Source organism: Kitasatospora sp. NPDC056273, assembly GCF_042268845.1.
GTDB lineage: Bacteria > Actinomycetota > Actinomycetes > Streptomycetales > Streptomycetaceae > Kitasatospora.
Map to the genome: position 1 here is coordinate 150,802 of NZ_JBHJSJ010000004.1, position 15,584 is coordinate 166,385.

The 15,584-nt window shown below is 67.0% G+C and carries 6 protein-coding genes; all 6 read left to right on the forward strand.

The window, feature by feature from the left end; translation table 11 throughout:
- The first annotated feature begins 95 nt into the window (after positions 1-95).
- The 6 genes from ACFCY1_RS05275 to ACFCY1_RS05300 all read left to right on the forward strand — a co-directional run bounded on the left by ACFCY1_RS05275 (position 96) and on the right by ACFCY1_RS05300 (position 15,269).
- Positions 96-4,607: a trypsin-like peptidase domain-containing protein gene (locus tag ACFCY1_RS05275; RefSeq protein ID WP_375873590.1), complete on the forward strand. Its 4,512-nt coding sequence runs from the start codon at positions 96-98 to the stop codon at positions 4,605-4,607.
- A 672-nt stretch (positions 4,608-5,279) separates the two neighbouring features.
- The gene (locus ACFCY1_RS05280; RefSeq protein WP_375873591.1) at positions 5,280-6,239 is read left to right on the forward strand and encodes a hypothetical protein; all 960 of its coding nucleotides are present in this window, start codon (positions 5,280-5,282) and stop codon (positions 6,237-6,239) included.
- A 444-nt stretch (positions 6,240-6,683) separates the two neighbouring features.
- Complete coding sequence (locus tag ACFCY1_RS05285) at positions 6,684-8,273, forward strand: TIGR02677 family protein (protein WP_375873592.1); 1,590 nt, start codon at positions 6,684-6,686, stop codon at positions 8,271-8,273.
- Complete coding sequence (locus tag ACFCY1_RS05290) at positions 8,273-9,703, forward strand: DUF2398 family protein (RefSeq protein WP_375873593.1); 1,431 nt, start codon at positions 8,273-8,275, stop codon at positions 9,701-9,703. Before ACFCY1_RS05285 ends, ACFCY1_RS05290 begins: the two co-directional genes overlap by 1 nt.
- Positions 9,700-14,007, forward strand: coding sequence for a TIGR02680 family protein (locus ACFCY1_RS05295; protein ID WP_375873594.1), 4,308 nt, complete (start codon positions 9,700-9,702; stop codon positions 14,005-14,007). Before ACFCY1_RS05290 ends, ACFCY1_RS05295 begins: the two co-directional genes overlap by 4 nt.
- A complete protein-coding gene (locus ACFCY1_RS05300) occupies positions 14,004-15,269 on the forward strand; it encodes a TIGR02679 family protein (protein ID WP_375873595.1) in 1,266 nt (421 codons plus the stop codon). Before ACFCY1_RS05295 ends, ACFCY1_RS05300 begins: the two co-directional genes overlap by 4 nt.
- Positions 15,270-15,584: the final 315 nt, after the last annotated feature.

Consider the following 15,584-nt stretch of genomic DNA (forward strand, 5'->3'; position numbering starts at 1 on the left):
GAACGGTGTATCCACCGACAGCGGATGAACCGATTCGTTCCGCGTTTGCCTCGGTGCTGCAGCCCGATGGACGGGTAGTCGGCGGCGGAGTCCTGGTGGCGTCTGCTGAGCCGGGGCAGGTGGAGATTCTTACGTGCGCACACGTGGTCAACCTTGCATTGGGGCGTGACCAGTTCGCTGCCGACGAGCCCAACGAGGCAGACACGGTGACGGTGGCCTTCCCCGCGGGCCCTGGCGTCCGGGCACGAGCACGCGTCAGCGGCTGGTGGCCGGCACGCTCGCTGGACGGCGCCGGGAGCATGCTCCGTAGCGCTGACCAGCGGTGGCGCGGAGATATTGCCCTGCTGCGCGTAGCTGATGTGCTTTCGCTTCCGGGTCGACCTATCCCGCTCGCTGCCCCGCAACTTGGGAAGGAGGCCTGGACATGGTTCGGGAGCGGCGAACCTACAACGATCGTGTCCACACGGGTTGCCGGAGTGGCCGATGAGTGGCTGGTGCTGGGCGGGTCGGCGACCGGTCATGCTGTGCAGCCCGGCTACAGCGGAAGTCCGTTGTGGGACCGCGAGCGCCAGGTCGTCATCGGCATGCTCGTCAGTGCGCATCACGTCCTGCCCTACACCAAGCTGAATAGCGCCGATCCGGCCCGGCAGAGCTATGCGATTCGGGCAGATACGATCGCGGAGCACTGTCTCGGATCGTCTCGAGGTCAGTCTGAAGCCCAGTCGTCTGACGTACAGGCACTGCTACAGGCCCAGCGCAGCGCCGCCCGGGCGTTCCCCTATCGGGCGGTGGGACTTCACCGCCAGGATCCTGCCACGGTCTATGTGCGTCAGCAGGTCTCGACATCGCTCGTCGCCGGAGGTGCCATGGCCTCTCACCCAGACACCAATGTCGCAGCACCAGACCTAGAAGCCCTGAAGCCCAAGACCGTAGAGGCGGCACTGGCCGCACACCGCCACGTCCTGCTCATCGGGGAGGCCGGCTCCGGGAAGTCCAGCCTCACCCTGCAGCTCGCGACCCGGCAGCTGCTTCTAACCGGCGGGCGGAGCGACATCACGCTCCTGCCCGTCCGTGTTCTGGCCCGGGATTTGGCGGCTCGCCCGCACACCCGGCTGATGGCCGCCGTCGCAGACGCGGTTCGCGTGAGCCTGGCCCGCTTCTTGCCCCACAGCTTGGATCCAGGCCTGTTGGAGTCACAGGTACCCGGAAGTCGATGGCTCATCATTATCGACGGGCTCGACGAGGCCACAGACCCGTTGGAGCGCAATGAGCTCACCCAGCGGCTGATGGTGTTCATGGAGCAGTCTCGCGACTACCACCTACTGGTGACGACACGTCCCCTGCCAATGGCTGAACGCCGGGCGTGGGAGAGGGACAAGGACCTCACCCAATACACGATTGAGCCCTTTCGCCATGACCAGCGTGCCGAATTTGCTAAGGCGTGGTTCGCCCAGGATGAGGGTCTCGCCCACCGGTTCCTTGCTGAACTGGGGGAGGCGCGATTCGCGGAAGTCGCCTCTATTCCACTGCTGATCACCGTTGCTGCCATCGTCTTCGAAGAAGACCCCGAACACCCACTGCCCGCAAGCCGGTTCGACCTGTACGAGCGTTACTTCTCCTACTTATACGACTCGCGGGCCCGGCAACTGATGGATGATATCCGTGCGCGCCTGGCAGGCTGGCCGCAGGCGGAGAGTATTGCGCAGGCCCTCATCGAAGCACGTGTGAATCTCATCGAGTATCTCGCGCCTCATGCATTGCATACCCGGTCCCTGCTGGCCACTGCTCTGGACTGGCTTCGCCGCGAAGGCATCGCGCCTCAGCCACTGCCGCCCGACTGGTCGGCTGTCGTCGCTTCCGTACTGACCTCCACCGGGCTGCTCGCGCACGACGGCGATGGATTGCGCTTCAGCCACCACACCTTCGCCGAGCACATCTGTGATCTCTTGGATGCCCGGCGCCTTCCGTCTCGCTTCGATCCCGACGAGGCGGCGTGGTGGCGAGTCCTGCGGCTCGCCTGCGCTCCCGGTGGCGCAGCGCATCAACGAACCATTCTTCACCGTGCCTTGCTCAACAAAGAGGCCGAGGAACTCCTCGACTGGCTCCTGGCTGGCAACGACCTCGCCCGAATCCTGGCTGTCAAGTTGCTGTCGAACGGTGTGCCAGCAGCCCGAGGGCAGCACGCCGCGCTCGCTCGAACCCTCGACTACTGGCTCTGGCGCGCTAGACATGACCGGCAGTTTCATGATCACGCCATTGCCGCGCTCGATCTGCTCCGTGCGGTATCCCGCCCCGTCGAGCGAGTCTTGCACGCCGTCATCGACGACGTTGCAGCACCGGAGCCACTTCGCATCGCCGCCTCACGAACCCTGCTACGGTGCGGCGAGCCGCACCGGGCACACGCTTTGAAGGCGCTGCAACGTCTCCTTGCTGACACCGGTGTCTCCGGTAGGCGTCGGCTAGAGGCCGCCCGACTGTTGCTGGATTCAGGGCAACCGGAGATGGCGCAAGACGGCCTGATGGGCCTTGCCGGAGGTGGTGCATCTGTCCATCCCTTCCACCGCCAGTGGGCGGGGGACATGCTGGCCGGCGAAGTTGCTCAGGCTATGCCGCTGGAACTGTGGCCCGTCCAGCCTGGCGATACGCAGGGTCATTCGTTTTCGATGGTGGTAGATCCACTCAACCTGGACAATCACCCCGAAGAGCATCCGGCCGGATGGCCCAACCCGATCACGCACCGTTGCCCGTCGCCGGGGCTGGAGCCGGTTGCGGACAGGCAACAGGATTCAGAGGTGCCAGGGGGCATCGGAAGTTTCCTCTCTTTGGATAGTCGAGCACGGGCCGAGGACGTGATTGATGCGGTGGCTGAGGTACTGGTCAACGCGATTGCGAGCGGGCTGCGAGGCCACGGCGAATCCCGAGCCACGGGAGGCCGAGGCGTTCAGTACTGGCCGCTGGTCGCGGCCTGGCTTTCCAATCACCGACCAGCCGCTGGATCTCGACTCGCAGATCACATTCAGCAACTGCTGGAAAGAACGCCGGCCCTCACCTCGTCGGTCACCCATAACACAGCGCAGCTCGGCAGGACGAAGCGGCTTCTACTGGCGGCGCTTCTGGCCCACGGAGACGCCGTGCACCAGCGGGCAAGCCTCGCGTTGTTGACGCCCGACATGACCGCCTGGAACTTCGTGGCTGTCACCGCCGTGCTAGGTACGCTCGCATTAAGGTCCACCGAGATGCGCGGCCAAGTTACGGAGCGGGTCTGCCTTATCGCGTTGGACCTCAAACTGCCCAATACCGCCCGTGCCGCGATCGTCCAGGCGCTCCGCCTCCTTGATCTCGATGCTGCCGTCCACTTCCTCACTCGACGCCGCACCGCCGACCCTTATATCGTGGTCTCCACCCTTCTGGGGCTGGGCGCGGAATTCCGGGCTGATGCCGTCAGCTACCTGGACAGCCGAGCCGCAATAGGCCTCACCAATATTGCGAGTAGCTGGTGCCAGGCGGTCGACGAGTTGATCCGCACGACTGTTGCCGCTGACCGTGATGAAGCACTCCGTCTGCTCAAGAGAGCCGCTAGTCGCTCCCGAAACCCCGCGGAGAGGCTGACGATGGCGACCGCTCTTGCCAGTCATGACCCTAAGTCAGCTATTGCACATGCCAGCGAAATCGCGCAAGGCCCTGGCACCGCGGGGATCGACAAGATGAATGCCGCACGGCTCCTGAGTACATTGGAGGGCTCGGATGCTCAGGTGGCACTGCACGTCCTAGATGCTGTGCGCGGGGCAGTGCAACCACTGGAGCTCGCCGCGCTGGCCGCAGATCTCGCGCATATGGACCCGACCGTGCGCGACGTGTCGGAAACGATCCTCCGGGCGCAGTTGGCTAGTGGTGATCTCGATCTGATTGCGCGAGAGAGGGTCTTGCAGGAGTTGGCGGACCTCGGACCGCGTGCTCGCGCCGGCCTGGCCGATGACATTGGTGCCCTGTCCGGCCAGGCGGTACTGAGATGGCCTGAGTGGTTTAGCACACTCGAAGGCGTGGCGCTCTGGGGGCCGGATCTGCATGAAGCCGCGCAATCCGCGCTCGTCGACCATGCGTTGTCGCCTGGTGACAGCGACCGTATCGCCGCGGTCAGGCGAATCGGCACCCTGGAGTGGCGAGGCGCCGGCGTTCGTGCTTCAGACATCCTGACTGCTCTCGCCGAGTCCAACGTCGAGACCCCGGCTATTCGTGCGCTTGCCGCCCGAAAGCTCACGGCCTATGACGACCAGTGTCGACTGACTGCCCGACATGTCCTGGGCATGCTGACAACTAGGCAGGAGCTGCCCGCGCTCCTAGCGATCCAGCTATGCATGGAGCTGGCCCTGGCAGGTGAGCATGCGCAGGCACTCACCCGCCTTTCGGGGCTGGCGTTGGACCACACGCTGCCGGACGCCCATCGTTCTGAAGCAGCCAGGCTCATGCTGATGATCGACACAGCCTGCGGCGGCATCACCGTCGCCACGCTGACCAACATGGCGGCAGACGCGACGCTGTCCTGTGACACCCGGCAATGGGTCGCGGACGCCCCGTTGATTATCCGGCGTCACCCGCAGACACCTTAGCGACCAGCAGAGCCCACCAGTTGATCGAACCACCACGAGCTCGATAGGCGATATCTCCGATCACACCGCGAGGGTTCGATGGCGTATGGGAGTGCGATGTACACCTTGCAGTAGTCTTCGCTGCCGCGGTTCGGGCCGTTCTGGAGGGCCTGAGCGTCGCTGTGGTCGAGGCTGGCCGTGACGGGTCCATTTACGGACGCTTGGCCTGGTGGATAGTCAGGCCAGTCTGCGACTCCCGGCCACTCAAAGCTACCCTCGTCGGCTCATACCTGTGCCTACGCGCCGACCTCATTCCGCAGATGTGGAAGGCAAGGCACGGCCGACGCGGCCGCACGGCTGTGCCCTGCCCGATGTCGACGTGAAGGCAGGCCATGTGCGGTCTGAAGTTCCACGAGGCACTCCCCGAGCGCCTGGCCATGGCCACACTCGCTACCAGGCTCGCGAACCTCGATCCGGCGACGAGCGTATTGTCCGAGCCGGTCAGGTTCACGCTCAGAGCAGGGTGAGAACCTCGGCCTGCCCGGTGGCGAACTCGGTAGCTGGTAGATCGAACAGCCGGTTTCCACACGATCTTAATCCTCTGACGGCAACCGAGGAATGCTCCCGGAGCTTGGCGGGGCCAGAGCGCAGCTGGACACGCTTCTCCAGATTAGGCCGTGCAGCACGTCGGTCGTGCAGAAACTGGATTCATCGATTGCCACTGCGATGAAGGGACACGACATGGCCGAGAATGTCACCAGCTTCGAGCCGCGAGCCTCCGAGGGCCGTACGAGCTCGAAGGAGCCGCAGGTCTGCGAGCGGGCCGATGTGCTGCGCGCACACGACGCCTGGGCCCTGCCGCTCGAGGTCCTCCTTGACCTTCTCAACGCCACAGCTCGCGAAGCGGAGATGCCGTACAACGCGCTCGGCGCGATGCTCGGCGATCCGTCGAGAGGCCTGCGCATCTACGTGCGACCCGGTCAGACGGACCAGGACCTCTCGCGACTCATCCGCAGGCTCATCGGGTACTACCTCGGGAAGCCCGGCACCGGCATGTGTGCCGCGCCGGCGTTCGAGTCCGACGGCGAGTTCGAAATCCTCAGCGTCCCCAGAAAGCGCGAAGGCACAGTGGCTGACGCGGTTGCCGACGCTGACCGGCACACTGCAGCGGACATCGAGGCGCTCTACGAGGAGAGCCGCTGGGCCCCGCTGCGTGGCTGGCGCACCGACGAGGAGGTGATCGACGAGTTGAAGGCGATCGTCGTTGATCGCCACCATGGTCTGGCCGACGAGCTGCCCTCGGATGCGCCCGCATTGCCCGAGGGCATCGGCGCCGCGGTCGCCTTCGGCTACGACAAGGACGGCGAGAGCCGTCCGCTCGTCTACGTCGACCCCAGCTTGCCGAGCGGGCTGCGTGCCGATCTGTGGGGCTTCTGTGTCGCGCTCGCCTCTGGAGGCGACCTGGGTGGCGCCGAGCCGAACGTGGACGGCATCTTCTTCGTCGGGACTCAGCGCTCTCCCGTGATCGGGCCCGGGGCCGGACTGCTCGCAGCCCTGACGCTGCAGAGGCTGGGTCGGCGTCCGGGAGACTGCGGGTTCCAGCTAGTGAGCGAACCGGTGATGTCGTCGGAGCAGCTGCCGGGTGCCGCGTGACGACAGCCGTAGCCTGAGTGCCGGGCCGTAGGTCGCCGACGCTCCGCGGGGAAAGGGCACCCGTCAGCCCGTCATCGGCACCCTTCTTCGTGTCGTCCCCAGGCGATCTTCCCTTCTTCGCGCAGCCGCCCCCGTTGTGGCCTGCGGCCCGTGCGTGAAGTTGGCTGGCCAGCCTGCCGGTTGGGTGAACTCCCGGCGCACTGCCGGTGCCAGCGGTTACGGTACGGATCATGCGCTGGCTCGGGACGGGGAGATGCGAGCGGAGGGTGTGAGTCTCTGTCGAGCACGCGGTGGTCATGGGCATCGAGCGGCGGGCGGAGCCAGCGCTCGCATCGAGCGCCACCCGGATTCTTCCGGTTGCTGATGGCCTGACCGGGCCGTGAATGTCACTGGGGCATGCCACCGTTGAGCGGGATGCCGACGAGGGAAGGGGAAGTGGCCTGGATGGCAGAACACGAGGGCCCGAGCGACACGGCGCCGACATCATTCGACCTTGACTCGCTCGCGGTGGGAGACCGGCTCAGACTCTTCAACTTCACCCAACGCGACGATTCGACGGCCTACTTGTGGGTCTTGAGGGCAATGAACGTCCTGCGTGCGGTTCACCAGGTACAGGTTCACACTGCTGATGTGGCCCGAGCGCTGACCGAACTCGGCGAGACGCACGCCGATGCGCCGGCCCCCGATGATCTGAACCTGCGGAACATGCTGGATGTTCTCTCGGGTGAGCAGGACCGGGGACGGGAAGGCGGCAAGGTTCTTCACCGGGTCGAGGACGCATCCCGCGCCGGAACGCTTGCTGCGTACCGCAACCGGCAGTCGGTCTACCAGTTCACGGAGATTGGGTACCGGGCCTACACGGCGGTGGAGGCCGTGATCGGGGCCCGAGTGGAGGACGCGAACCTTTCGCGGCTCGTCTTCGCCGACATCCTCGCGGACCTGACGGCCCTGGCGACGGCGAACCGCAGCGCGGACCGCGAGGAGATCTACCGGAAGCTCTCCCGACTGGACGCGGTCCTGGAGGACATGACCCAGCGCTCCGCCCGGTTCTACCTCACGCTGAACGACGTCGCCCGCACCACGGACATCTCGCCCGAGACGTTCCTGCGCCACAAGCACACCCTTCTCGCTCACATGAGCGACTTCTCGGCGGAGCTAGAGCGCTACACCCCCCGCCTGCTCGACGCGGTCCGCGAAGTCGAGGACAGCGGCATCGAAACGATGCTCGACCGCGTTGCCGATGTCGACGGGCGGCCCATGATGAGCGTGGCTGCCCGCAGGGAAGACTGGCGACGACGCTGGATGGGGCTTCGCCAGTGGTTCGTCGCCGAGTATCCCGCTGAACCGAAGGCCGTCCAGCTGCAGAGCGCCACCCGCGACGCGATCTCGGGCGTCATTGCTCTCCTGCGGCAGGTCACCGAATCCCGGCGCACTGGCGTCAGCCGCACCACCCAGCTCCGCCACCTGGCGGCCTGGGTCGCCGGAGCCCCGGACCAGCAGGCGGCGAACGCACTGATGGCCGCAGCGTTCGACCTGCGCTCCGTGCGTCACCTGGCCGGCGCCCACGACGATGACGAGCAGATCTCCAGCCGCTCGACCTGGTGGGACGCTCCCGGCGTCGAGATCAGTGTCAGCCTGTTCAAGCACGGCAAACGCCCCGCCCCCGGCGGGCCGCAACCGGTGCGCACCAGCCGAGGAATCCGCGCACCGCTGCGGCAGAAGCATCTGCAGAGCCGAGCCGCGGAGAGAGCCGCCGCGAGCGGACTGCTCGAGCACGGCGCCCACGACAGGATCCTGGACGAAGCAGAGACACGGGCGGTACTGAAGCTGCTCACCCGCGCCCTGGAGAGCCGCACCGTGGTGGCCGGCCGCCTGCACCCGTCGACCGGAGCCAGCGATGTCATGACGCTGCGCCTGATCCCCGACCAAAGGGGCAGCCAACTGCGGACCGTCAACGGAACCCTGCACCTTCCCGGGTTCCACCTGGAGATCATCTCGGCCCGCCGAAGCGCGCGTACCCGGGAGCCCAGCTGATGACAACACACCGCGTCGCCGCGACCGTCGAGACGGCCCAGCTCGGCTCCTACCAGCAGGCAGCGCGCCTGATGCTGCGGTACAGCTTCGTCACCGACAGCTATCCACGGAAGGGCGCACTGGCCTCCGTACTTCCCTGGGCCGACGAGCTGGCGAAGGACTTTCGCTCCCTTCTGGGCTACACCCTGCACACCACCTCCTACCATGCCCGGCTGACCCGCCGCCTCGACAGCCTCGACAGCAGCCAGGACTTCACCGCGGCCGGCAGCAGCAAGCGGCCCTTCGACCGGCGCCGCCTCGCATACCTCTGCCTGGTCCTCGCCTGCCTGAACCACTCACGCATCGAGATCAACCTCGCAGACCTCGTGCGGGAACTCACCCCGTACGCCAACACCATCGAGCACCTGGGCTTCGACCCCACCGTCCCGGGACACAAGGACGCCGTCGTCGACGTCATCGACTGGCTCGTCCACCGCGGAGCCCTTCGCCTGTCCGATGGCTCCACCCAGCACTGGGCCCGGGACCACGAACGCGGCGACGCGCTCTACGACATCGACCAAAGCCTGTGCGCGGCGCTGTTCAAGCCCGGCAAGCCCCTTCAGCACCTCACCAGCGCGGCCGGCCTCCTCGAATCCGCGCCGACCGGTACCGGCCGCGACGCCCGCCGACGCTACACCGCCCAGCGCGCCCGCCGTGCCGTCATCGAGCACCCGGTGGTCTACTACGCCGACTCCGACCCCGAGATGGCCGGCGCACTGCGCCAGCCCGCACTGGAGGAAGACCTCACACGGTTCACCGGCCTGAAGATCGAACGCCGCGCCGAAGGCGTCATGCTGGTCGACACCACCGGACACTTCACCGACAAGCGGTTCCCCGGACGAGGCGGAGCTATCAACCGCACCGCCGGCCTGCTCCTCGCCAAAGTCGCCGACTTGCAAGAAGACCCCACCCAAGCGGGCAGGTTGAGCCGGCTTCCCGCGCCCGACCCCGTCGACGAACACCACATGCTCATCGCCCACATCGACGTCGCCCTGCCCCACATAGCTACCCTGACCGCCCTGGCCGACGAATCCCCCGCCCCCGGACAGCACCCACCCGTGGCCGTGTACGTCGACGACCCGCAGCCGCCACACCCGCTGGCGACCGCGACTCTCGTCGAACAGGCCCGGCTGGAGGAAATGATCACCGAACTCTACGAGGAGTTCGGGCCGTCCTCCTTCACCAGTAAATGGCAGGCCGACCCCGCCGGCCTCCTCGGCGAAGCGATCACTCTTCTCGCGGACCTGCGCCTGGTCCACCGCGTCCCCGGCGGAATCCTCATCCGCCCAGCCGCCGGCCGCTACCGCAACATCACCGCAGCCCTCCCCAGCCCGAGCGTCGACGGCCAGTTCGCCTTCGACTTCAGCGCACCCGAGGACGTCACCCGATGACCACTCCCACCGCCGGCGACACCACCATCCGCTTCAAGCCGTCCCGCGCCGGCATCATCGGCCTGTGGGACTACGATGACGAGGAGTTCGTCTTCGCAGACGGCCGACTGGTGCTTCGCGGCCACAACGGATCCGGCAAGACCAAAGCCCTCGAAGTCCTCTTCCCGCTCGTCCTGGACGGCAGCATCGACGCCCGCCGCCTCGACCCGTTCAGCGGCGAAGAACGCACCATGAAGTCCAACCTGCTCTACCGCGGCCAAGAGTCCAACTTCGGGTACGTATGGATGGAATTCACCCGCTCCACCCCCGAAGGCCGACTCCTCGAGGCTGTCACCATCGGCATCGGCCTGCTCGCCCACAAGGCGAAGGAACGCCCCGGCCGCGTCTTCTTCGTCACCGACGGCCGCGTCGGCGTCGACTTCGGCCTCCTCACCGCCGACTCGCGCCCACTCCGCAAGACAGAGCTGGAGAAGCTCATCGGGAAGGAGGCAATCCACGCCACCAGCACCGCCTACCGAGACGCCGTCGACGGGCGCCTGTTCGGGCTCGGCCGCGAACGCTACGCCCAGCTCATCAACCTCCTCCTGCAGCTGCGCCGCCCGCTGCTCGCCAAGGATCTCGACCCCGACAAGCTCTCCGCCACCCTCACCGCCGGCCTGCGCCCGCTCGATGAACACCTGATCAAGCAGGCTGCCGGTGACTTCGAGAACCTCGCCGAGATCCAGAACGTCCTCGACGCACTGATCGGCGCAGACACAGCCGTCCAGGACTTCCTGCGCGAGTACACCGCCTACATGCGTGTTCACGCGCGTCACCGAATCGACCAGGTCGCCGAGCGGCTCCGGGCCACGGCCGGGCACTGCCAGAAGATCACCGACGCCGCCCAGCAACGACGAGACGCCACCGCGGCCCTGGCCAAGGCCCAGGGCGCACGAAACATGGCAGCGGAGAAGCAGAAAACGACCCAGGCCCAACTGGACGGCCTCAAGAACCACGAAGCGATCAAGGGCGAGCGGGACCTCGACGAGCTGCGCGCCCGCGTCAGCGCGGAAGGCGGCGCCATCCGGGAGACCGCGACCAACCTGGCACGGGCCCAGAAGCATGTAGCCAAGCTCGAAGAGGAAGCCGAACGGTTCGCCGAAAGGCTGACCACAGCGGAGAAGACCGCCGGCCGGCACGCCACCGCACTGCTCGAACACGCCCGCCACGCAGGCATCCCGATTGACGACGACCCGCTCGATCTGGCCGAGGACGTCAAGACCCAAGCCGCCGCCCGAGCCACCACCCGGCGCCACGACATCCAAGTCGTCCAGGGCCACCTGAGCCGCTACCAGGACGCGTCCGGCGCGCAGAAGACTGCCCAAGACGCCCTCGACAAGGCCGAGGCCGAGGTCTCCGAGCGTGAACTCGAAAGCGACCAGGCAGCCCGAGCGCTGGCCAGCACGCGAACGCAGGCCGCCGCCGAGCTGGCAGCATTCACCAATCGTTGGACCGGCACTGACCCGCACGCCGTACTCGGACCGGATGACACCGCCCTGCTGTCCCAGGCCCTGGCAACGGCCGGCGAACCCGGCGCAACCTCTCTGCAGGAGGTATTCCACAACGCCACCGACGAGCGTCGCACCCAGGCCCGCCGACACCAGGACGCACTCCAACTCCAATACGACGAGGCCGACACCACGCTGAAGAGCACACGTGCCGAGCGGGCGGTTGTGGCCGCGCAGCGCGACGACGCCCCGCCTCCCAGCGACCTGCGCCCCGCTGACCGCACCGACCGCCCGGGCGCGCCGCTGTGGCAGCTCGTCCGCTTCGCCGATCACCTGAGCTCCGAGAGCACGGCCGCACTCGAAGGAGCCCTGTACGGAGCGGGCCTGCTCACGGCATGGGTGCACCCGCACCCCAGCGCCACACGTCAGGCGGTCGCGGACCAGGAGGCAGACGGCTTCCTGCACCCGCTTCCCCTCGAACAGCGCCCTTCCGGCCGCACCCTCGCCGACGTCCTCGTCCCCGAGGAGCAGGAACATGTCGAGGCGCAGGCCATCAGCGCCGTCCTCGCCTCGATCGCCCTCGCCGACGACCTCGCCATGCCGAGCCCGGGCACCCACCACGACTCGGCCGCGACCGTCACCACGCGAGGCCAGTTTTCGCTCGGGGTCCATCGCGGCGCCCACCCCAAGCACCAGCCCGAGTACATCGGAGCGACAGCCCGCGCCGCCCGCCGCCGTGAGCGGCTCAACGCCTACGACGCCGCCATCGCCGGCCTCGAAAGCACGATGGAGACACTGACCATCGACCTCCGGCATGCCGCCGGAAACCTCGCGGCTTTCGAAACCGCCCGCGGTCAACTGCCGAGCACCACCGGCATCGTCACCGCAGCCCAGCAGGTGGTCATCGCCGCCAACAAGGCAGCCGATGCCCGAAGCCGGCTCACCACCGCCAGCAAGGCGCTCGACAACGCCATCGCGGAAGCCCACGAGCGCAAACGCCAACTCCACAAGAGCGCAGCATCCCTCACCCTTCCCACCGACACCGAAGGCATCAAGGCCGTCGATCTCGCCCTTCGCGACTTCACCACCGCCGCAGCCGACCTGGAGACAACCAGAAGCAGCATCACCGACCTGCGCAAAGACCTCACCGACCGACGCAACACCGTCGACGATCAGGCCACCGCCTGCCAGGAACAGGCCGACGCTCTCGAAGAGCGACGCATCGACCACACGGCGCTCGCCGAACGCCTCCAGAAACAGGAAGAGACCCTCGGCGCACCGCTGCGCCGGATCCGCGATGAGATCAGCACCTTGGAGCGGCAGCTCGAGGACGCTCGGAACGCCTACCGGCTGGCCGACAAGGACCACTCGGCCCAGCAGCTGGCACTCGCCGGCGCCGACAAGGCCCTCCAGTACCTCCACGAAGCCCTTGCCACGGCACTGGCCGAACAACTGCGCACGGCAGCTGCCCTCCAGCCGTACAGCAGGCCCGACCTGCTCCGCGTCGTGGGCGCGAACACCGACAGCAACTGGACTCCCACCGAGTTGTGGCCGACAGCCGGTCAAGCCGCAGAGGATCTGATGGCGCGGCTCACCGCCCCGAGCGCCGACCTCACCGCCGAAGCCGGAGCCCGTGGCGCCCTTCCCGATAGCACGTGTGCCCTCTACGACTCCCTCGACGAGGCCACCCGCGGCCGGGCAGCCACCGACAGCACCATCAAGACCACCACGACCAAGCTGTCCGGCGCCCTGAGCACACTCGAGAGCGCCCTGACATCATCCGATCAGGGATACCACTTCGAATGGGAACCCGACGGCGACATCATCCTCGCCCGTGTCCGTGACAACGACGGCCCCGCGCCCATCGTCGAGTTCGCCGTCCGCCTGGCCGAACAAGTCGCCGACCAGAAGGTACTCCTGGAAGAACGTGAGCGAACCGTGCTGGAGGACACCCTCCTCACCGGCCTCGCCCAACGAGTCCATTCCCGGACCATCGAAGCACGCGACCTCGTCAGGGACATGGACGCCGACACCCGGGCCAAACCCATGTCCTCCGGAACCAGGGTCGGAATCCGCTGGGTCCAGTCGGACAACCTGACCGACTCCCAGCGCGCCGTCAACAAGCTCCTCGAGAAGGACGCCAGGGCACTGGGGCCCGCAGGGCTCGCCGAACTCCGCTCCCACCTGCGCAGCCAAATCCGGGCCGCACAAGCCCGCGACCGCCGCAAGACCTACCAACAGATCATCTCCCAGGTCCTCGACTACCGATCCTGGCGCCGGTTCGAGCTACTCCTGTCCCGCCCCGGAGGAAAGGAAGAGAAGCTCACGCGCTCCAAGCACAGCCAAATGTCCGGCGGTGAGAAGTCCGCCTCCATCCACCTGCCGCTCTTCGCCGCCGCCAACGCCCAGTACGGGTCAGCCCACCCCACATGCCCGCGCCTGATCGCGCTGGACGAGGCATTCGCCGGAATCGACGAGCGCTACCGCCCCGACCTCCTCGCCCTGACCGTCAAGTTCGACCTCGACCTCTTCATGACCGGCCACGACCTGTGGATCACCTACCCATCGGTCCCGCGCATCTCGCACTACGACATGCTCCACGACGAAGCCACCCACACCGTCTCCGCCATGCTCATGCTCTGGGACGGCGAACAGATCCATGACGACCTCGGCTACCCAGGCTCCGACGAACTGGCCGCAGACATCCTCGGCTTCACACCCCGGCGCCACGCGCCCGTCAGTGACGGCCTCCTCACCGACATCAACCCCGACACCGACCTCGACGACCTCACAGAAGGACAGGACGACGAGGAATGACACCGGCAGACCCGCAAAACCTCTACGGCGGCCCCGAGTACCAGCGGCTGCTGGCGGCAGCGCGCCGCTCTCTCGAACGCACCGGCGGCCGGCTCGACGGCTCGGTGAGCATCACAGCCCCCACCGATGCCGAGCGCGAGGCACTGATCGGCATCACGGGCAGCTACCGGCCACCGGGCGTCGCCAAGATCACGGTGAAGCTCGCCAACCTCGAAGCGGCCGTCCAGGCCGCCACCGGCGCTCCACTGACAGCTCTCCTCACGCGCTTTGGAGGACCGCTCGTCGACCGCCCGGGACAGAAGCAAGCACAGGCACGGGCGCGAGCACAACTGACCACCGAGGCCGAAGCCAGCCCTCTCCACGCACAGCACTCGTGGTACCGAAGTTGGCTCTCCGCCATCACGACAGACGGCACCCTCACCAGCCTCATCAACAAGAACGACGGAGCCGCACTGACACGCGCCATCCGCGTCCTCGAGCACCTGCACACCCGCCCGGGCGACGCGCCGCCGCTCATGCTCCCAGTCCTTGCCGAAGCGACCACCGGAGACACCAAATCCCTCAACCACAGCAGCGGCGCCCTCCCGACCCTGGTGCTCCGCGCCCTGGCTATCGCGAAGGACACCACCCTCGCGAGCGGCGCCGAAGCCCGCCGCGACCTCTGGGACGCGTTCGACGTGATCGTCGACGACCTCGCCAGCCGCGTCCTGGTTCTCAACCTGCCCGCTGACGGCCAGGGCCTGGGCGAATGGCTCACCGGCGCCGCCCGCCACGGCACGCCCTTCCACATCTCCCTCCACCAGCTCGTCACCCTGCCGATCTCCCTCAACCATCCAACCGTCTACGCCTGCGAGAACCCCGCCGTCCTACGACGGGCCGCCGGAGAACTCGGCCCGAAGAGCCCACCACTCGTCTGCACCGAAGGCCGACCCTCAACCGCCTTCCACCGCCTCGCCCGTGCAATCAGCCGAGGTGGGGGAACGCTCTGCTACCACGGTGACTTCGACTGGCCCGGCATCGACATGACCAACCAGCTCATCAGCCGCTACCAGGCCAGCCCTTGGCGCATGACCGCCAGCGACTACCTGGCCGGCACCTCCGCCACCGGCGAGGACGACCGCATTTCGCTCAGCGGCAAGCCCCAACCGACCCCATGGGATCCGCAGCTCGCCGAGGCCATGCAACGCACCAACCAGACCCTCTACGAAGAAGCCGTCGCAGACAACCTGCTTGACGATCTGGGCCGAGATCCTTCCTGGTAAGAATGCGCCAGTCAGTTGTGCCCCTTGGGAAGGCGGTGCCAAGAAGCGGCTGAACCGCATGCACGATGCTGTCGGGAGGGTAGGCGACGTTCATAGAGCGTGGTAAACCCACCGCTTGGGGTGGAAGGACGGCCGCCCGGCGTATGCCTGCCAGCCTGGTGGCGGTGCCGAAAATTCTACAAAGCAGGTCGATTCGTTCATTGACCCGTTGACCGTGGAGCCGATCAGGCGCGAGCACAGACCACGTGAGTCGGTGCCAGCGGGCCCTGGACTGATGTCATGCGGTCAGCCCAGGGCTCGATTTTTGCTTGTTCG